The organism is Agrobacterium sp. DE0009, assembly GCF_007680755.1.
In the GTDB taxonomy this organism is placed as follows: Bacteria; Pseudomonadota; Alphaproteobacteria; order Rhizobiales; family Rhizobiaceae; genus Agrobacterium; species Agrobacterium tumefaciens_B.
Map to the genome: position 1 here is coordinate 440,498 of NZ_VEIU01000002.1, position 18,778 is coordinate 459,275.

The following is an 18,778-nucleotide window of genomic DNA, read 5'->3' on the forward strand; positions in this document are numbered from 1 at the left end:
CTCCTCGTTCAATAGGGGCCGGTTCTGGAGGCAAACTGCTGATACTCGTGCAAAACGGGATCGTCGTTCATTGCGGCGAAAATGGGAGCGAGCCGGTCAGACCACTCGCCAATCCCCTGCTCGTCCGCGATCAAGTCCTGCCGCACCTCAAGAAGCGCATGCGGTATGCCCTTCATCATGCAATGGCGGTACATGGTGTCGCCCTTGAGCGCGCCGTCATATGGTTCATTGTCGCCCACGAGAATGTCGCCAGTGGCGCGCAGATGCGCCAGAAGCGGATCGACCGCACGGTGATCGGTATCCCACAGAACGGCTGCATGCCACGGCCGCGGCGTTTCTTTCCAAAAAGGTGTGTAGGAGTGCAGCGACAGCACAAGCGGCGCTTCTTCAGACGCTTTCGCCACACCGGTCAACACACGATCCACGGCATCGTGATAGGGGCGATGAAAAACCTCGATCCGTCTCTGCCACTCCTCGTCGGAGATCGGATGGTTACCGGGAATGATCGCGCCATCGGAAATTTTCATGATGAGGGTTGGGTCGTCCTCGCCGCGATTCGGATCGATCAGCAGTCGAGAGAACCGTCCGAGCACGGCCGGAACCCCGAGCCGCGTCGCAAGGGAGCGGGTCAACCCCTCGATGCCGATATCAAATGCGATATGGCGATGAAAAGCGGTTTGCGGAAGGCCAAGATTGCCGTAGTGTGCCGGCAGGAGGTTCATGGCATGGTCCGCCAGAAGAACCATGCCTTTGTCATAATCGCCTTCTATGATTTCATAGGGTATGAAGTCGTTCATCGATGATTTTCTGGGGCAGGATTGAGGAGAGAAACTTGATGGCATGGCTTGAGGCCGGGCGCAAGTTCGGGCGGCATAACAGCCATCTACCTTACCGCACTCACGATCCCACGAACAATATAATCGATTAAACTCGCGTTGACTTTCTTGGGCGGCCACGCCAAGAAGTGTGTTCATTATAACATGGAATCCGGATGGAAGCCGTGACTCAGTCATCTCTCGCTCTTCCTCGCCACATCAGGCATATCACCCGTCTTATCTTCGCAGCGGCATTGTTTCTGACCCCGCTCATGATAGCAGCGCCCGCCCATGCGGATTTCCGCGTGTGCAACAGCACGCAGAACCTTGTGGGCGTCGCCATCGGCTATCGTGCAAAGGACGGCTGGGTCAGCGAAGGCTGGTGGCAGGTCCCCTCCTCGACATGCGCTACGCTGATCGAGGGTGAGCTGCAGTCACGTTATTATTATCTCTATGCCGAAGATGCCGCCCATGGCGGCCGCTGGACCGGTGACGTCAACATGTGCGTTGCAGAAAACGAGTTCAAGATCACCGGCGTGGACGATTGTTATGCCCGCAGCTTCCAGAGAATGGGTTTCAAGGAATATGACACGGGCAGACAGGGAAGCTGGATGGTCCAGCTTTCCGATACGCCAGGCACACAGGGAAATCAAAACTGATGAAGCGCAACCGGAAAGTCAAAATTCTTGCAACGCTCGGCCCGGCCTCTTCCGAAGAGGCAATGATCGAGAAGCTGCATCTTGCTGGCGCCGATCTTTTCCGGATCAACATGAGCCATGCGAGCCACGACGTGATGCGGACGCTGATCCAGCGCATCCGCTCCGTCGAAAGCCGCAATGGCCGCCCCATTGGCATTCTGGCCGACCTGCAAGGTCCCAAGCTGCGCGTCGGAAAATTTGCGGAAGGCAAGGTAGAGCTCGTTCCCGGCCAGACCTTTACGCTGGATAACAATGAAGCACCCGGCGACAACACGCGCGTTTTCCTGCCGCACCCTGAAATTCTCGAAGCCGTCAAGCCGGGCCATCGCCTGTTGATCGATGACGGCAAGCTGCATCTGCGCGCCGAAAAGAGCGACGGCAAGAGCATCGTGACGACAGTGGTTTCCGGCACCCGCATTTCGGATCGCAAGGGTATCAGCCTGCCTGACACCCTGCTGGGCGTTGGCGTTCTCACCGACAAGGATCGTGTTGACCTCGATGCCGTTCTTGAAACGGGCGAAGTCGACTGGGTTGCGCTTTCCTTTGTCCAACGTCCGGAAGACCTGGCTGAAGTTCGCAAGATCGCTCGCGGTCGCGTTGGTCTGATGTCCAAGATCGAAAAGCCCCAGGCTATCGAGCGCATCGAGGAGATCATCGAGCTTTCCGACGCATTGATGGTCGCCCGCGGCGACCTTGGCGTTGAAATGCCGCTGGAAGCCGTTCCGGGCATTCAGAAACAGTTGACCCGCGCCTGCCGTCGCGCTGGCAAGCCGGTTGTCGTTGCCACGCAGATGCTGGAATCCATGATCACGGCACCGGTGCCCACCCGCGCTGAAGTGTCCGACGTTGCCACCGCCGTCTTCGAAGGTGCGGATGCGATCATGCTCTCTGCCGAGTCCGCATCGGGCGATTATCCGGTCGAGGCGGTGTCCACCATGGCCTCGATTGCGAGCACCGTCGAACAGGACCCGCATTATTCCAACATCATCTACGCGCAGCGCGCCCAGCCGGAGCCGACAGGCGCCGACGCCATCTCGCTTGCCGCCCGCCAGATCGCCGAGACGCTGAAACTTGCCGCGATCGTCACCTACACCTCATCAGGCACGACGGGCCTGCGCGCTTCGCGTGAACGGCCGCAAGTTCCGATCATCGCGCTGTCGCCGATCATCCAGACGGCGCGCCGCCTGTCTGTCGTCTGGGGACTGCATTGCGTCGTGACCGGCGATGCCAGCGATCTCGACGACATGGTCAACCGCGCTTGTCGCATCGTTGTTTCCGAGGGTTTCGGCAAGCCGGGCGATCGCATCATCATTTCGGCCGGCGTGCCGCTGGGCACCCCCGGTGCGACCAACATGGTGCGTATCGCTTACATCGGCTCGGACGGCCAGAGCGGCGTCTGACAGACCATCGTCAAGCAACAAAAAACCCGCCGTCGCCGGCGGGTTTTTTGTTGGCCATTCGGCCATAGATAAACGTGCTCAGTGCATCTTTACAGGTGTGCTGAAGCGGCTGGACTCGATTGCAACGGCACCGGGCTTGAAGCTCGCCGACGTCGCTGATGCCGACCGATCGTTGCTCAGCATGCGGTTTGCGACGACACGTGGAGCCTTGACGGAGCGACCGGTCGTGCCCTTGTTCTGGTTAAGGGCCCAGTCCGAGATCAAGTCCTGCGTCAGGCGCCCGCCACCAACCATCGCCTGCTGGGACACGGCGGCATCCTGCTTGCTGGGACGCGAACCCTTGGTGGGCAGACCGGCGCTGAGACCGCCATTGAGGGACGGCTTCAGATCAAATGCATCACCGAAACCAGCCTGCGGTTCAGCCTTGGCCGTTTCTGCAGGAGCAACGGTGACCTTGTGATTAACGGCAGCAGGGAAGGGCGCGGCCGTCGGCGCAGCTGCTGACTGGACCTGCGACCGGGCAGCCTGTCCGCTCTGCTCAAGAGCGGCAACGACCGTCGGCGACAGCGTATCCTCGTTTGCTTCCGCAAGATCGTCCTCGCCTTCAGCGTCAGCGTTGGCTGCCGCCAGCAGGGCTTCTGCAACGGCCGGACGGTTTGCCGGGACAGGAACCGACGCAAGTTCGCCGGATGCAGCCGGTGTCGCACCGTCGGCAGAAGCGGTCAGGACTGAGCCCTCCGCATCACCCTTCATGGCGCGTGGGCCGAGAAGCGTGGGTACTGGCACGGAAACCTGAGCCAGGTCAGCAAACTGCTGGCGTTCGGCCGGCGCCGATGTCGGCGTCGGTGTGGTCGCCGCCTGCAGGGCATCCTGCGCGGCATTGCGGGCCGGTGAATAAAGCGCGGTCGCAAGCCCGGTATTGCCGGGCGGCGGGTTACCGAATGCCGGACGGGCGGTCGGCAGCGGTGCCTCGCTCACGCCCGGAAGCGGCTGGGCAGAAGCAACGGCGATCGTGGGTTCAGGCTCGGGAGCCGTCTGCGGCGGCGCGGCCGGGCGAGCAACCGCCGGACGTTCGGCGGGCTCGGGTGCTGCGATGCTATCGGGATCTTCATCCTCGTCACCGCCACCAAAGAGAGCCTGCAGCAGCGTCTTGCGTTTACCGCCTCCGGAAGATGCCGGGCCGGCGCCTGCACTGGAAGCGACCTGAATGGAAGACGAACTGACGCGCTTCTTATAATCCGCCATCGCCTGCTCATAACCGGGAAGCGGCTTTCCATCGGACGGAAGATGCAGCGTGTTGCCGTTCGGGAAAATGCGAACCAGTTCCTGACGGCTCATGCGTGGCCAGGCGCGAACGCCGCCGACATCCATGTGCACGAAAGGCGACCCCGAGGTTGGATAGAAGCCGACGCCGCCGATCTGCATCTGCATGCCAATCTCGCGAAGGCGGGAAAGTTTGACGCCAGGGATATAAAAGTCCATGGCCTTGCCGAGCATGTGCTGGCTTTTTTCCGCAACACCCTTGGTGCGCGTGCGCAGCAGACCATTCGTCTCCGGCGAGCGGAAAGCCGATACGACGTTGATGTAATCGGTAGCGCCGCTGCGGCGATAGACTTCCCAGACGAGATCGAAGAGACGCGGGTCCATCCGCGTCGGCTGATTTCGCCGCCAGTCACGCAGGAACCGGTTCAGCTCCTGCAGACCCTTCTGGTCGTACTTGCCATTGCGCTTGAAGGTGATGACCGCCTTCTCACGTGTATGGATGTAATACAGTTTAAGGCTGCGCGTTTCGGCGGCGGCTTCCGTCGCCGAAACTCCTACAAATGGCATTGCGGCAAGCATCAGGCAGGCAAAGGTGACAGCGCGCGCCGACAGCTTCGTGCATATATCCTTGATCAAGCCGCGCGCGATCTTTGTCGACGGCGCGTTATTCCGATGCAGATATGGCAATTCGATCCCCGCCTGGAAGACAATTTCTGTCACATTGCCTCAAATGAACGTCAAATACGGTGACACGATGGCAAAATTGCCACACACATGCAACCTTCCTCTATATAGTGAATCAGCCACTAACAAGAGGTTTATAGACGGTAAGCGGATATCCTTGCTCAGAAGTTAACGAATTTCACGATCTGCGATGGAATAAGTCGCTCAGCCCTTCATGCGGCGTCGCGAAGCGGATCATCAGGATCGATGCCATAATCCTTCAGTTTGCGGTACAGTGTCGAGCGGCCGATGCCGAGCTTTCTGGCAACCTGGCTCATCTGCCCGCGATAAAAGCGTAGAGCAAAACGGATGAGTTCTTCTTCGATCTCAGCCAGTTTGCGGATATTGCCCGAATCGTCGGTGCTGGAGATCAGGTTCCCACCCCGATAGATGGTGGTGGAAATATCCGAGGCGTCCTCGATCACCAGGTGGTTCTCGGCGGCCGGCGTCGGAGGCGGCGAATAGGCCGCCAGCTTCAGAGACGCACCGGAAGGCGACGGCGCGAGGCCATCAGCATCATTCCCGGTCGCAAATTCCGGCAGTTGCAGCGCGATCTGCGGGAAGTCGGAGTCCGCCAGATCCCCACCCTGCGACAGCACGACGGCGCGAAAAACGGCGTTCTCCAGCTGGCGGATATTACCCGGCCAGTCATAGGCCGTGAGCAGGGCTAGCGCGCTCGCATCAAGTCCAACCGGATTGGGCAACTTCTGTTCCGCCGAAAAGCGCTCGGCGAAGACCCGTGCAAGATGCGGAATGTCTTCCTTGCGACGGCGCAGTGCCGGAATGGTTATTGGGAAAACGTTGAGGCGGTAATAGAGGTCCTCACGGAAACGACCTTCCTTCACCTCTTCGATAAGGTTCTTGTTGGTGGCGGAGATCAGCCGCACATTCACCTTCTGAACCCGCGCTGAACCGACGGTTTCGATTTCGCCCTGCTGGACGGCGCGGAGCAGCTTTACCTGCACATCAAGCGGGAGATCACCGATCTCATCAAGGAACAGCGTGCCGCCATCCGCCTCCATGAACTTGCCGATGTGTTTTTCCGTCGCGCCCGTAAAGGCACCCTTTTCATGACCGAAGAGAATGCTTTCCACCAGATTATGGGGAATGGCACCGCAATTGACGGTGATGAATGGCTTGTTTGCCCTATCGCCAGCCGACTGGATGGCGCGCGCGACCATTTCCTTGCCGACGCCGGATTCGCCCTCCAGCACCACGGGGATGCTGGACTGGGCGGCACGCTGCGCCAGTTCGATGACCCTCAGCATGGCCGGGCTTGCTGAAACGATATCGGTAAAATTCACAGCATTGCTCCGTCCGCGCCTTCCCGTGCGGGCCTTTGCCTCTCTCCTGTCAAGCTTGAGCGCATTGGAGATGGCGGCGCCGATCCTTTCCGGCGAAACCGGTTTAACGACAAAATCGAAGGCGCCTGCGCGCATGGCCTGCACAACGGTATCGATGCCGCCCTGCCCCGTCTGGACGATCACGGGAACATCCGTTCCGAGTTCGCCGACAGCTTTCAGAAAGGCAAGCCCGCCCATTTCAGGCATCATGAGGTCGAGGACGATGACGTTGATCTCGCCGCTATATTGCTTGAGCAGTTCGAGCCCCGCCTTGCCGTTTTCGGCGAGCAAGGCGAGGTGCCCATAACGTTCCACCGCATTTTTGAGCAGGCGGCGCTGGACGGGATCATCGTCTATCACGAGAACATGCGCGGTCATTTTTAGCTCCGGTTTCCGGTTTATGGACCTGCTTCATGCGGTCCCTTATGCCGCACTCTGGCACGGGAGACTTGAACATCCAGTTTTGAGAATTGCTTGCATTTTATCCATTGCCGCGAGAAACAAGGTCCCCATATGCTTCGCACGCATAATCAGAAGGACACGTTCCATGACCCTCAACCGCCCCGCTTCGCACCCCGTCTTCTCGCTTGCCGAAACGTCCGGCCCTGCACTCGGCGACCTTCCAGGCTGGAAACTCTCGGATCTCTATCCGTCGGGAGATTCGCCGGAATATAAGGGCGATCTTGAGAAAGCGGCGTCGATGGCGGCGGCTTTCGAGAAGAAATGGAAGGGCAAGCTTGAAGCGGCCGCAAAGTCCTCCGGTGGAGATGGTATTGGCGCGGCCCTTAAAGAATATGAAGCACTCGACGATCTTATCGGCCGTATCGGTTCTTTTGCGGGCCTCACCTATTTCTCCGATACATCCAACCCTGCGAACGGCAAGCTCTACGGCGATGCCCAGGCGAAGCTGACGGATATCTCGGCCCATCTCCTGTTTTTTACCCTCGAGCTCAACCGCATCGATGATGCAGTCATGGATGCGTGCATGAAGAACGATCCTGACGCTGGACATTATCGTCCGTGGCTGGTCGATCTTCGCAAGGACAAGCCGCACCAGCTGGACGACCAGTTGGAACAGCTTTTCCTTGAAAAATCGATGACCAGTGCAGCAGCCTTCAACCGCCTGTTCGACGAGACCATGGCCGATCTGCGTTTTGACATCGACGGCGCGAGCCTTCCACTCGAAGTGACGCTCAACATGCTTCAGGAGCCTGAGCCGGAGACCCGAAAGAAAGCGGCGGAAGCGCTGAGCGCCACCTTCAAAAACAATCTGCGGGTCTTCACCCTCATCACCAATACGCTTGCCAAGGACAAGGATATTTCCGATCGCTGGCGCAAGTTCGAGGATATCGCCGACAGCCGCCATCTTGCCAACCGCGTCGAACGCGAGGTGGTCGATGCATTGGCCGCCGCCGTAAAGAACGCCTATCCGCGCCTTTCGCATCGTTATTACGCCATGAAGGCGAAATGGCTCGGCATGGAACAGATGAACTACTGGGATCGCAACGCGCCGCTTCCCGATACGTCCAACACGATCATTCCCTGGGATGAAGCGAAGGACACCGTACTTTCCGCCTACGGCAATTTCGCCCCTGAGATGGCCGATATTGCGCGCAGATTCTTCGATGAACAGTGGATCGACGCCCCCGCCCGCCCCGGTAAGGCGCCGGGCGCTTTCGCCCATCCGACCGTACCTTCCGCCCATCCTTATGTGCTGGTCAATTACCTCGGCAAACCGCGTGACGTGATGACGCTCGCCCACGAACTGGGCCACGGCGTGCACCAGGTCTTGGCCGGCGAACAGGGCGCGCTGATGTGCTCAACGCCGCTGACGCTCGCTGAAACCGCGTCGGTCTTTGGGGAAATGCTGACCTTCCGCAAGCTACTCGACGATACGAAAGATGTCCGCGAACGCAAGGCCATGCTCGCGCGCAAGGTCGAGGACATGATCAACACGGTCGTGCGACAGATTGCTTTCTACGAATTCGAAAGGAAACTGCACACCGCCCGAAAAGAGGGCGAGCTGACCTCGGAGCAGATCGGCGAATTGTGGCTCTCCGTTCAGGCGGAAAGCCTGGGCCCGGCGATCCGCATTTCAGAAGGTTATGAGACATGGTGGACCTATATCCCCCATTTCATCCACTCGCCTTTCTATGTTTATGCCTATGCCTTCGGCGATTGCCTGGTCAACTCGCTCTACGCGGTCTACCAAAACGCCGAGACCGGCTTCCAGGAGAAGTATTTCGAGCTTCTGAAGGCCGGCGGCACCAAGCATCATTCGGAGCTTCTGAAACCCTTCGGCCTCGATGCAACCGATCCGTCCTTCTGGGACAAGGGACTTTCCATGATCGAAGGACTGATTGACGAACTGGAAGCGCTGGATAAGGAACAGGCTTAATCTCCTCCGCCGGCAAAGCTATCCTACTTCGGACAAGCTTTGTCGGTTCATACTGCCGGCAGAGATTCCAGTGAACAACCCAGGCGACGAGCAAAGGCCATGAAACGCAAACCCGCCGATCTGACCCTGAGGGAAACGCTGCGCTGGGAACCGCAGACCGGCTTTCAGCGCATTGACCAGCATATGCGCCGACTATTGCGTTCCGCCGATGCGCTTGGTTTCCGTGCACCTGTCAATGCCGTCCAGCTAATGGAAAAGAAGGTGGGCGGCGAGAAGCCTCTCTGCGTGAAACTGGTCATGAACTACAAGGGCGAACTCGACATAGAGACCGCCGACTTCAAACCCTTGCAGCCGGCCACAGTGTGGCGGGTACGCATTGCGCGACAGACCAGGCTCGACTCCTCCGACACCTTCTATCGCCACAAATCGTCCCGGCGGGAGCCCTATGACGCAGCCCGCGCCGAATTCTCGGCTGACGAGGCGGATGAGGTGTTGTTGCTGAACGAGCGCGGCGAATTGTGCGAGGGATCATCAACGAGCATCTTCGTGGAAATGCCTGAGGGACCGATGCTGACGCCACCGCTGGATAGCGGCATTCTGCCGGGTGTGCTGCGCGCGGAACTCATCCGTGAACGCAAAGCACGCGGGCAGACCCTCAAACCCGACGAGATGACCGGCCGGAAGCTTTTCGTTGGCAATTCGTTGTATGGACTGATTGCAGCGGAGCTGATTTAGACGGTGACCGCCAGAAGCCGGTCACGGCCTTTTTCCTTCGCCGCGTAAAGGGCATGATCGGCGCGCATGAAAATATCGTCCGCGCTTTCCCCGATGCGGTAGGCCGTCAGGCCGGCCGAGCAGCTGTAGGAAAAATCCGGGAATGCAGAGAGAGGTCTGGAAAGGCGGACTCTCTGCAATAGTCGCTCCACAATCTCCCGGCCATCGGCGACCGAACTGCGTGGCAGGATGAGCATGAACTCCTCACCGCCGATCCTGCCGAAACAATCCACGCGGCGGATGACGGAATGAGCGACAGCAACAAAATCCCGCAACACCGCATCACCGCATTTATGACCGAAGCGGTCGTTGATCTGCTTGAAAAAATCGATGTCGAACGTGCAGAGGCAGAACGGCGCTTCAAGCCCTTTGGCGACCTGATCTACCTGCATGGCAAGCTTTGTAAAGACGAACCGGCGGTTTGCCGTTCCCGTCAACTCGTCGGTCTGTGAGGCCCGCACGGCCAGATCCCTGTCCTGCCGCAGCGCGCGATAACCCTGACGCAATTCGGTGACGTCGCTCGCGACGCATAGCATCCACCCATCCTGCTGTACCGTCTCGGTCATCCAGAACCAGCGACCGTCATAAAGATCCATTTCGAAGGCGCGATATGGCAGCTTGCCGCGACGGGACTGCGCCGAAAGCAGCCATCCCTCGAAATCATTTTTGCGGATCACGACGCCGGTGCGCAGCCGGTGGTTCAGCCGCATGATGTCCGCCCAGCTCGGGAAATCGTCAGCGGCCAGATGAAAGCTTTCCCGAAATGACGGATTGGCATGGCGCAAGTGGTCGCCGGAGTCATAAAGAGCGATCAGAACGGGCGTTTCATTCTGAAGCGCCGTGGCGCGCCCTAACAGATCATTCAACAGGTAGCTCTCCTGCGATGGCGAAAACTTCTTTTCACCATCTGACCAAAGCCCCTCCAAACCTGTGGACCCACGGACGAAAAGAAGAGCTCCACTATAAACGAACTTTCTTAAATTCGTAGTGGGAGAAATGGTGAAAAGATCGCGAGGATGGATCGTGCCGCGACCATCGTCATATGTCCGTCATCCAGCTCCCCTTTATTGTGGCACGCTTTTATGATCTAGCTTACTTATTGGCTAAAAAAGGAAAATTGACGAATGACGGATGCAGGCTACCCGATTTACGGCAATATTGACGGACCCATCATCATGATCGGCTTCGGCTCCATCGGGCGCGGTACTCTTCCGTTGATCGAACGTCATTTCAATTTCGACAGGGCCCGGCTCGTCGTTATCGATCCGCGGGAGGACATCGCCCCCTTTCTGGCCGAGAGAAACATTCGCCACATCAAGACCCATCTCACCAAGCAGAATTACAAGGACGTTCTCAAGCCGCTTCTGAAAGGCGTGCAGGGACAGGGCTTCTGCGTTAATCTTTCGGTCGATGCCGCGTCTGTCGATCTGATGCGGATATGTCGTAAGCACGGCATGCTCTATATCGACACCGTGGTGGAGCCATGGCCCGGTTTTTACTTCAATGGAGATGCCGACAACGCCTCCAGAACGAATTACTCCCTTCGGGAAACCATGCTGAAGGAAAAGGCGCGCAAACCTGGTGGTACGACGGCCGTTTCCACCTGCGGCGCCAACCCGGGCATGGTGTCATGGTTCGTAAAACAGGCCCTCGTCAATCTCGCGAGCGATGCCGGCCTTGATATCGAAGAACCACAGCCTGATGACCGACAAGGCTGGGCGACGCTGATGAAACAGCTTGGCGTCAAAGGTGTGCATGTGGCCGAGCGCGATACGCAAAGGGCGAAAGAACCGAAGCCATTCGGGGCGTTCTGGAACACATGGTCCGTCGAAGGCTTCATCGCAGAAGGTTTCCAGCCAGCCGAACTTGGTTGGGGCACCCATGAAAACTGGATGCCGAAGAACGCCAAAAAGCAGAAGAAGGGAAACAAGGCGGCGATCTATCTTGATCAGCCCGGCGCCAATACGCGGGTGCGCACCTGGTGCCCGGGCCTCGGGCCGCAATACGGTTTTCTCGTCACGCACAACGAGGCGATCTCGATCTCCGACTACTTCACCGTCCGCAACGATGAAGGCGACGTCACCTACCGACCGACCTGCCACTATGCCTACCATCCCTGCAACGACGCCATCCTGTCCCTGCACGAGCTGTTCGGCAATGGCGGCAACCCGCAGCCGATCCAACACGTACTGGCCGAGGATGAGCTTGTCGACGGTGCCGACGAATTGGGCGTCCTGCTCTATGGTCATGACAAGAACGCCTATTGGTACGGCTCGCGCCTCACGCTTCAGGAGGCGCGTTCGCTTGCCCCGAACCAGAATGCAACCGGATTGCAGGTGAGTTCCGCCGTGTTGGCCGGCATGGTCTGGGCAATTGAAAATCCGGAAGCCGGTATCGTTGAAGCCGACGAAATGGATTACCGCCGCTGCCTTGAGGTGCAACGTCCCTATCTCGGACCCGTTGAGGGGCATTACACCGACTGGACGCCGATCGACGGACGTCCGGGACTATTTCCTGACAATATCGATACGTCCGATCCCTGGCAGTTCCGCAATATCCTCGTCCGCTGACGCGGAAGAGTCTCATATTTGCCACGCTGGGGCTTTCGTCAATGCCATCGGGAACCGGTGGAAGCAAACAACGTTGCCTTGAAATGAAAAACGCTTCACGGCATGGTCGAAGCATAGAAAGTTTCATCGAATCGCAGGAGAACAGGCTCATGAACTTCAAGACAAGCGCTGCTTTGCTTTCAGCCGCCATCGCGGTGTCTTCATGCGTCGCGCCAGGTCCCTCCTCCCAGCAGACATCGATGGCGCCTTCGCTTTCCCGCGGCCCAGCCGTGGACGGTCGATGGATCGACCGCAACGGCATCGTATCGACGTTCCAGAACGGCGCCTTCTCCACCCGTTCCACCGACACCAATACGCTTCTCGCCTCCGGCACTTACGTGACGATTTCGCCGACGCTTTACGAAATCAACATGACGTCGCTGGTGCGTAACACGCAGTCGCGTGTCAACTGCGCCCTCGTATCGCCGTCGCAATTGAACTGCACGACTGACAGCAACAGCCAGTTCTCGCTCACCCGCCAGGGCTGATTACCTGGCCGATTCAACGCGATGTCTTTTTCAAGCGCACGCCTTCGGGCGTGCGTTTTTGTTTGTTTTACACCTGTCATAATTTCGCTTGCGGCAACTGTCGCTAAATGAAAACATTCTGCTTTCGAATGACTGACATGTTTTCGGATTAAAGAATACACCCGGTCGGGGGGTGATCAGCCGGCCTGGACTTCCGCTTTGAACAGGAGAGAGGGACGATGAAGAAAATTTTCGGAATGGGCATGCTGAGCGTTTCGGTGATCACGCTTTCAGCGGGAGCCGCGCTGGCAGATTACGAGCTCAACATTCTTCACATCAACGATTTTCACTCCCGTATCGAATCGATCAACAAATTCGACTCGACCTGCTCGGCGGAAGAAGAGGGCAAGAACGAGTGCTTCGGCGGCGCCGCGCGCCTGCTGACCGCAATCAACCAGACGCGCGATGCGCTAAAGGGTGAAGGCAAGAATGTTCTGCTTCTGAATGCCGGCGACAATTTCCAGGGATCGCTTTTCTACACCACCTACAAAGGCACCGTTGAAGCGGAAATGCTGAACGCCATGAAGTTCGACGCCATGACCGTCGGCAATCATGAGTTCGACGACAGTGAAGACGGCCTTGCCGGCTTCCTCGACAAGGTCCAGTTCCCGGTCGTGACCGCCAACGTTGTCGCCACCGCCGCGTCGAAAATTGGCGACCGCGTCAAGCCCTCCCTCGTGATTGACGTCGGCGGACAGAAGATCGGTATCGTCGGTGCCGTCGCCAACGACACCGCGGAACTGGCAACGCCCGGTCCCAACATCACGATCGCTGAGGATGTCGCGAAAATCAGCGAGCAGGTTCAGAAGCTGAAGCAGGAGGGCGTCAACAAGATCATCGCGCTCACCCATGTCGGTTACCCGCGCGATCTCGAATTCATCGCCAAAATTCCCGATGTCGACGTCGTCGTAGGCGGCCATTCGCATACGCTTCTGTCGAACACCGATCAAAAGGCTGAAGGCCCCTATCCGACGCTCGTCGACAACCCGGGTGGCTACAAGGTTCCCGTTGTGCAGGCAGGGCAGTACAGCAAGTATCTCGGCGACCTCAAAGTCGTCTTCGATGACAACGGCGTCGTGAAGGAGAGCAAGGGCGACCCGATCCTTGTCAATTCTTCTTTCAAGCCTGATGAAGCCACGCTGAAGCGCATCGATGAGCTGAAGGCGCCGATCGAGGCTCTGAAAGCCAAGGTCGTTGGCACCTCCGAAGGCCCGATCGAAGGGGACCGCAAGATTTGCCGTGTGAAGGAATGCTCCATGGGCAATCTGGTCGCGGATGCGACACTTGCCCGCGTCAAGGATCAGGGCGTCACCATTGCTTTTGCCAATAGTGGCGGCCTGCGCTCCTCCATCGATGGCGGCGATGTCTCTATGGGTGAAGTGCTGACGGTTCTGCCGTTCCAGAACACCGTCGCAACCTTCCAGCTGAAGGGCGAAGATATTCGCGCCGCCCTTGAAAATGGCGTCAGCCAGATCGACGACGGTGCGGGCCGCTTCATGCAGGTCTCAGGCATGAAATATTCCTTCGACCGTTCCAAGCCGGCCGGCAGTCGTATCGTTTCGGTCGAGGTCAAGGAGGGTGACGCTTTCGTGCCTCTCGATCCCGCCAAGACCTACATTGTCGCAGCCAATAACTACGTCCGTACCGGCGGCGATGGCTTCAAGGTCTTTGCGACCAACGCCATCAACGCCTATGACTTCGGCCCTAACCTCGAAGAGGCGGTTGCAGCCTATATTACCGCCAATAGCCCCTATAAGCCCTATACGGACGGTCGCATCAGCGAAGTGACCCCCGCCGGTTACGTCGCTCCGGCAAAGCCTGCGGCACCGGCGCCTGCGACAACTGCACCCGCCACTACCGCTGCTCCGGCACCTGCTGCCCCCACTGCGACTGCGCCCGCAACAACCGCGCCAGTAGCCCCGACACCTGCTGCAGCCGCTGCCGCGGCCAGCAAATACGTCGTTGAAAAGGGCGATTCCCTCTGGAAGATTGCAGCGGAAAAATACGGTGATGGCGCTCTATGGGGCAAAATTGCCAAGGCAAATACGCTGAAACATCCGAACCATATCGAGATCGGCGAAGAGCTGGAATTGCCCGCTCAATAACTCGCACGCTAACAGCAGGGCAATTTGCCGCATATAGAAGCCGGCCCTTGAAGATCGGGGCCGGTTTTCTATTTTTCTATTTAAAGCAACGGCTTAAGGATAAATTGTTGACGGCTGGCAGCCTGCGGCTGCGCCATTGCCGGAAATAGCATGTCACAGTGGTTTAATCCTGAAAATTTTCGTCTAGAACACATGAACAAAACTACTGTCGGAGCGTATAGCTCGGACATTTTCGGCCAAACCGTGTCACGGTCTGGTTCAGGCACAAACAGACGATGGAGCGTTAGCCTTATCCTTGGGCGAAATAACTCCTGACATCAGCAGTTCGAGTTTCAGGGTATCATTCATGGCGACAGACCTATCCCCCCTCCCCGCAAACCATCCTCGCGTAACCTTCGGCAAGGTGGGCGTGTTGCTCGTCAATCTCGGCACCCCCGACGGTACGGACTATTGGCCGATGCGCCGTTATCTGGCGGAATTCTTGAGCGACAAACGCGTGATAGAATGGTCCCGTCTTTATTGGTATCCGATCCTTTACGGCATCGTGCTCAACAAGCGCCCGCAGAAGGTCGGCAAGGCCTACCAGGAAATCTGGAACCAGGAGCGCAACGAAAGCTATCTGCGCACCTATACCCGCAGCCAGGGCGAGCTGATGGCCGAGGCGCTTAAGGATTTGCCCAATGTCGTGGTCGACTGGGCGATGCGATACGGGCAGCCATCGATTGCCTCCAAGATCGACGCGCTGAAAGAAAAGGGATGCGAAAAGATCCTGCTTTTCCCACTCTATCCGCAATATGCGGCCTCAACCACGGCAACGGTGAACGACAAGGCTTTTGAGCATCTGATGAAGCTGCGCTGGCAGCCAGCCATCCGCACCGTGCCGCCGTACCATGACGATCCCGCCTACATCGAAGCGCTTGCGGCCTCCGTCAACAACCATCTGGCAACGCTGGAGTGGGAGCCGGAGATGCTGATCACCTCCTTCCATGGCATTCCGCAATCCTATTTCAAAAAGGGCGATCCCTATTATTGTCACTGCCAGAAAACCGCCCGTCTCCTGCGCCAGGCGCTGGGTCGAACCGACAAGAACTTCATGATTACCTTCCAGTCCCGTTTCGGGCCGGAAGAATGGCTGCAGCCCTACACCGACAAGACGATGGAGAAGCTGGCCTCGGAGGGCATCAAGCGCATCGCCGTCATGAATCCAGGTTTCGTATCAGATTGTCTTGAGACGCTGGAGGAGATTGCCGGTGAAGCCGGGGAAATTTTCCTGCATCATGGCGGTGAGAAATTTACCCATATACCATGTCTGAACGATAGCGCCGAGGGCATGAACGTTCTCGAAGAGGTTGTAAGACGGGAGTTGCAAGGCTGGGTGTAATCTTGCCATAAGGCTGTTGGGATAAAACCCGGACGTTCTGATCGTAGGAGGAAAGTGATGATTGCATTGGGCGGTTTCGACATCGTCGTCATAGCGGCGGTTGTTCTGGTTATTCTGGTGCTGTTTGCCGGCATCAAGACCGTGCCGCAGGGGCATCGTTACACCGTTGAACGCTTCGGTCGCTACACGCGCACGCTTGAGCCCGGTCTCAATCTCATCGTACCGTTCTTTGAAAGCATCGGTTCGAAGATGAACGTCATGGAGCAGGTTCTCCATATCCCGACACAGGAAGTCATCACCCGTGACAATGCCAGTGTTTCTGCCGATGCTGTCACCTTCTATCAGGTCTTGAACGCCGCGCAGGCCGCTTACCAGATTTCCAATCTGGAAATGGCGATCGAAAACCTGACAATGACAAATATTCGCTCGGTGATGGGCTCGATGGACCTCGACGAGTTGCTGTCGAACCGTGATGCCATCAATGATCGGCTGCTGCGTGTCGTCGATGAGGCGGTTGGGCCATGGGGTATCAAGGTCACTCGCATCGAGATCAAGGACATCGCGCCGCCCAAGGACCTCGTTGATTCCATGGCGCGACAGATGAAGGCTGAACGCGAGAAGCGCGCGCAGGTGCTGGAAGCGGAAGGCGCCCGCAACGCGCAAATTCTTCGCGCAGAAGGTGCAAAACAATCTGCTATTCTGGAGGCGGAAGGCCAGCGCGAAGCAGCGTTCCGCGATGCCGAAGCCCGAGAGCGCCTGGCCGAAGCCGAAGCTAACGCCACCCGCATGGTCTCGGAAGCCATCGCCGCCGGTAATGTCCATGCCATCAACTATTTCGTCGCCCAGAAATACACCGAAGCGCTAGCCGAGATCGGCACGGCCAAGAATTCCAAGATTGTGCTGATGCCGATGGAAGCCTCGGCGCTGATCGGCTCGCTCGGCGGCATCGGCACGATTGCGAAAGAAGTGTTCGGTAACAACGGCGATTCGCCGAGCACGCCCACCGCAGCCCCTGCATCGTCCCGCTCCGTGCCACCAACCCGGGCTTCCGGCCAGAGCATCAATGTCGCTATCCCGGGTAATCCCTTCGGCTCTTCATCGGAGAAATAACGATGCTGCAACGGCTTGCGACAGAGCTAGGCCCCTGGAGCTGGTGGATCTTCGGCTTCGCGCTACTGGCAGCAGAGCTCATCGCCCCGGGCGTCTTTCTGATCTGGATTGGACTTGCCGCTCTGGTGATCGGCGCGTTGTCGCTGGTCCTTTGGGATGTCACTGTGTGGGCCTGGCAGTTGCAGCTGGTGCTGTTTGCAGCACTCTCCGTCATTTTTGCCCTGCTTGGCCGGAAATATTTCGGCCGGAACCGCGATACAAGCGACGAGCCATTCCTCAACCAGCGCGAAGCGAGTCTTGTCGGCCGCACTGCCACCTTGCAGGAGCCGATCGTTGAGGGTCGCGGACGCATCAGACTTGATGATACCTGGTGGCCGGTGGATGGCGAAGACCTGCCAGCTGGAACCCGCGTCAGGATTGCGTCGGCTCGCGGGCGCACACTGACGATCGAGCCGATCGACCGATAAGTCCGGCACCCGGTCGCCAGCATCGACGACCGACTTCTGGACGGCGATCGATGCAGCTGTCAGCAAAATTATTAAGCGACGCCGATCCGCAGGAGATCGTGGAAATGCACCAGTCCAATCGGCCGATTGTCGTCGTCAACGACGATGAGGGCGCCGATGTGGAATTTTTCCAGCGTCGCCAGCGCACTGGTGGCCAACACCGACTTTTTGACCGTTTTCGGGCTGCGGGTCATGATATCGTCGACAACCAGTTCGGCGAGGTTACGCGACAGGTTGCGCGCCATATCGCCCTCGGTGATGATGCCGCACAGACGCCCCTCCTCATCCAGAACGCCGACGCAACCAAAATGCTTGCGCGAGAGAACGCCAACCGCTTCCGGCATCACCGTTCCCTTTCCGACCAATGGCAGGCGATCGCCGGTATGCATGATATCGGCGACCAGCGTGAGGCTGGCACCCAGCTTGCCGCCGGGATGGAACACCTTGAAGTCACCCGCAGTGAAATTGCGCGCTTCCAGCAGAGCCACGGCAAGAGCATCCCCCAGCGCGAGCTGCATCAATGTGGACGTGGTTGGCGCAAGTCCAAGCGGACAGGCCTCCTGCTCATTGGGAACGAGCAGCACGATATCGGAGGCTTGCGCCAGCGATGATTTTTCCGAACAGGTGAGCGCAATTAGCGGAATGGAAAACCGGCGCGAGTAATTGATGATGCTGCGCAGTTCCGCACTCTCACCACCTTTGGAAATAGCCAGCACCACATCGTCGCCGCCGATCATACCAAGGTCGCCGTGATTGGCTTCCGCCGCATGCACAAAAAAGGCGGGCGTGCCTGTGGAAGCAAACGTCGCGGCAAGCTTTGCGCCAATATGGCCGCTCTTGCCAACTCCGGTGATGATGAGGCGACCATTGGATTCGCCGATGGTCTCGATCGCTTTGCAGAAGGGCTCGGAGAGGCCGTTCTTCAAGGCATCCTCAAGGGCGGCAAGGCCAGCCCGCTCCATCGAGATCGTCCGCAGGGCGGATTCAATGGCGTTGTCTTCAACCAGTTTGACGGCGCGCGTAATCATGCCCGACTGTTACTCTTTAAGCCGGAATAAGTCCACTCTTCGCCCCGCGCGCCGCATTTTAGAACGCGTCTCGGGGCAAGTATTCAACAGTTTCGGTA

General features: G+C 58.2%; 15 protein-coding genes. 10 read left to right on the forward strand and 5 right to left on the reverse strand.

The window, feature by feature from the left end; all coding sequences use genetic code 11:
• Positions 1 to 8 precede the first annotated feature (8 nt).
• Positions 9 to 797 (reverse strand): N-formylglutamate amidohydrolase, encoded by a 789-nt coding sequence (locus FS804_RS11525; protein ID WP_144576687.1) that lies wholly within the window; start codon positions 795 to 797, stop codon positions 9 to 11.
• A 194-nt stretch (positions 798 to 991) separates the two neighbouring features.
• On the opposite strand from FS804_RS11525, the gene FS804_RS11530 reads away from it, so the two are divergent.
• Together FS804_RS11530 and pyk are read left to right on the forward strand one after the other, a co-directional pair.
• Positions 992 to 1,474, forward strand: a complete 483-nt coding sequence (locus FS804_RS11530; RefSeq protein WP_144576688.1) for a DUF1036 domain-containing protein — start codon at positions 992 to 994, stop codon at positions 1,472 to 1,474.
• Complete coding sequence (gene pyk / locus FS804_RS11535; RefSeq protein WP_063950351.1) at positions 1,474 to 2,913, forward strand: pyruvate kinase; 1,440 nt, start codon at positions 1,474 to 1,476, stop codon at positions 2,911 to 2,913. The genes FS804_RS11530 and pyk overlap by 1 nt, the downstream gene beginning before the upstream one ends.
• A 78-nt stretch (positions 2,914 to 2,991) precedes the next feature.
• On the opposite strand, the gene FS804_RS11540 is transcribed toward pyk, so the two are convergent.
• On the reverse strand, positions 2,992 to 4,896 hold the full coding sequence (locus tag FS804_RS11540) for a DUF882 domain-containing protein (RefSeq protein WP_186376771.1): 1,905 nt from the start codon (positions 4,894 to 4,896) through the stop codon (positions 2,992 to 2,994).
• A 176-nt stretch (positions 4,897 to 5,072) separates the two neighbouring features.
• The gene (locus tag FS804_RS11545; protein ID WP_144576689.1) at positions 5,073 to 6,620 is read right to left on the reverse strand and encodes a sigma-54 dependent transcriptional regulator; all 1,548 of its coding nucleotides are present in this window, start codon (positions 6,618 to 6,620) and stop codon (positions 5,073 to 5,075) included.
• A gap of 169 nt (positions 6,621 to 6,789) precedes the next feature.
• On the opposite strand from FS804_RS11545, the gene FS804_RS11550 reads away from it, so the two are divergent.
• Positions 6,790 to 8,640, forward strand: coding sequence for a M3 family oligoendopeptidase (locus FS804_RS11550; protein ID WP_144576690.1), 1,851 nt, complete (start codon positions 6,790 to 6,792; stop codon positions 8,638 to 8,640).
• A 99-nt stretch (positions 8,641 to 8,739) separates the two neighbouring features.
• Positions 8,740 to 9,375 (forward strand): aminotransferase class IV family protein, encoded by a 636-nt coding sequence (locus FS804_RS11555; RefSeq protein WP_144576691.1) that lies wholly within the window; start codon positions 8,740 to 8,742, stop codon positions 9,373 to 9,375.
• On the opposite strand, the gene FS804_RS11560 is transcribed toward FS804_RS11555, so the two are convergent.
• Entirely contained in the window at positions 9,372 to 10,280 is a 909-nt protein-coding gene (locus tag FS804_RS11560) for a GGDEF domain-containing protein (protein WP_144576692.1), read from the reverse strand. The two genes, FS804_RS11555 and FS804_RS11560, sit on opposite strands and share 4 nt — an antisense overlap.
• A gap of 258 nt (positions 10,281 to 10,538) precedes the next feature.
• On the opposite strand from FS804_RS11560, the gene FS804_RS11565 reads away from it, so the two are divergent.
• The 6 genes from FS804_RS11565 to FS804_RS11590 all read left to right on the forward strand — a co-directional run bounded on the left by FS804_RS11565 (position 10,539) and on the right by FS804_RS11590 (position 17,613).
• Positions 10,539 to 11,984 (forward strand): homospermidine synthase, encoded by a 1,446-nt coding sequence (locus FS804_RS11565; RefSeq protein ID WP_144576693.1) that lies wholly within the window; start codon positions 10,539 to 10,541, stop codon positions 11,982 to 11,984.
• A 149-nt stretch (positions 11,985 to 12,133) separates the two neighbouring features.
• Positions 12,134 to 12,511 carry an outer membrane lipoprotein Omp10 gene (gene omp10 / locus FS804_RS11570; protein ID WP_063950516.1) on the forward strand — a complete coding sequence of 126 codons (378 nt, stop codon included), beginning with the start codon at positions 12,134 to 12,136 and terminating at the stop codon, positions 12,509 to 12,511.
• Between the two features lie 218 nt (positions 12,512 to 12,729).
• Positions 12,730 to 14,655, forward strand: coding sequence for a 5'-nucleotidase C-terminal domain-containing protein (locus FS804_RS11575; protein WP_144576694.1), 1,926 nt, complete (start codon positions 12,730 to 12,732; stop codon positions 14,653 to 14,655).
• Between the two features lie 346 nt (positions 14,656 to 15,001).
• Entirely contained in the window at positions 15,002 to 16,036 is a 1,035-nt protein-coding gene (hemH, locus tag FS804_RS11580) for a ferrochelatase (protein ID WP_144576695.1), read from the forward strand.
• A 57-nt stretch (positions 16,037 to 16,093) separates the two neighbouring features.
• On the forward strand, positions 16,094 to 17,146 hold the full coding sequence (locus tag FS804_RS11585; protein ID WP_144576696.1) for an SPFH domain-containing protein: 1,053 nt from the start codon (positions 16,094 to 16,096) through the stop codon (positions 17,144 to 17,146).
• Positions 17,147 to 17,148: 2 nt separating this feature from the next.
• On the forward strand, positions 17,149 to 17,613 hold the full coding sequence (locus FS804_RS11590) for an NfeD family protein (RefSeq protein ID WP_144576697.1): 465 nt from the start codon (positions 17,149 to 17,151) through the stop codon (positions 17,611 to 17,613).
• Between the two features lie 71 nt (positions 17,614 to 17,684).
• On the opposite strand, the gene FS804_RS11595 is transcribed toward FS804_RS11590, so the two are convergent.
• Positions 17,685 to 18,680 carry an SIS domain-containing protein gene (locus FS804_RS11595; protein ID WP_144576698.1) on the reverse strand — a complete coding sequence of 332 codons (996 nt, stop codon included), beginning with the start codon at positions 18,678 to 18,680 and terminating at the stop codon, positions 17,685 to 17,687.
• Positions 18,681 to 18,778 lie beyond the last annotated feature (98 nt).

What these genes read in the sequence shown, in the direction of transcription:
- FS804_RS11565 (WP_144576693.1), top strand. Translation starts at nt 10,539, where the DNA reads ATGACGGATGCAGGCTACCCGATTTACGGCAATATTGACGGACCCATC.
- FS804_RS11550 (WP_144576690.1), top strand. Translation starts at nt 6,790, where the DNA reads ATGACCCTCAACCGCCCCGCTTCGCACCCCGTCTTCTCGCTTGCCGAA.
- FS804_RS11590 (WP_144576697.1), top strand. Translation starts at nt 17,149, where the DNA reads ATGCTGCAACGGCTTGCGACAGAGCTAGGCCCCTGGAGCTGGTGGATC.
- omp10 (WP_063950516.1), top strand. Translation starts at nt 12,134, where the DNA reads ATGAACTTCAAGACAAGCGCTGCTTTGCTTTCAGCCGCCATCGCGGTG.
- FS804_RS11530 (WP_144576688.1), top strand. Translation starts at nt 992, where the DNA reads ATGGAAGCCGTGACTCAGTCATCTCTCGCTCTTCCTCGCCACATCAGG.
- pyk (WP_063950351.1), top strand. Translation starts at nt 1,474, where the DNA reads ATGAAGCGCAACCGGAAAGTCAAAATTCTTGCAACGCTCGGCCCGGCC.
- FS804_RS11595 (WP_144576698.1), bottom strand. Translation starts at nt 18,680, where the DNA reads ATGATTACGCGCGCCGTCAAACTGGTTGAAGACAACGCCATTGAATCC.
- FS804_RS11585 (WP_144576696.1), top strand. Translation starts at nt 16,094, where the DNA reads ATGATTGCATTGGGCGGTTTCGACATCGTCGTCATAGCGGCGGTTGTT.
- FS804_RS11545 (WP_144576689.1), bottom strand. Translation starts at nt 6,620, where the DNA reads ATGACCGCGCATGTTCTCGTGATAGACGATGATCCCGTCCAGCGCCGC.
- FS804_RS11525 (WP_144576687.1), bottom strand. Translation starts at nt 797, where the DNA reads ATGAACGACTTCATACCCTATGAAATCATAGAAGGCGATTATGACAAA.
- FS804_RS11575 (WP_144576694.1), top strand. Translation starts at nt 12,730, where the DNA reads ATGAAGAAAATTTTCGGAATGGGCATGCTGAGCGTTTCGGTGATCACG.
- hemH (WP_144576695.1), top strand. Translation starts at nt 15,002, where the DNA reads ATGGCGACAGACCTATCCCCCCTCCCCGCAAACCATCCTCGCGTAACC.
- FS804_RS11555 (WP_144576691.1), top strand. Translation starts at nt 8,740, where the DNA reads ATGAAACGCAAACCCGCCGATCTGACCCTGAGGGAAACGCTGCGCTGG.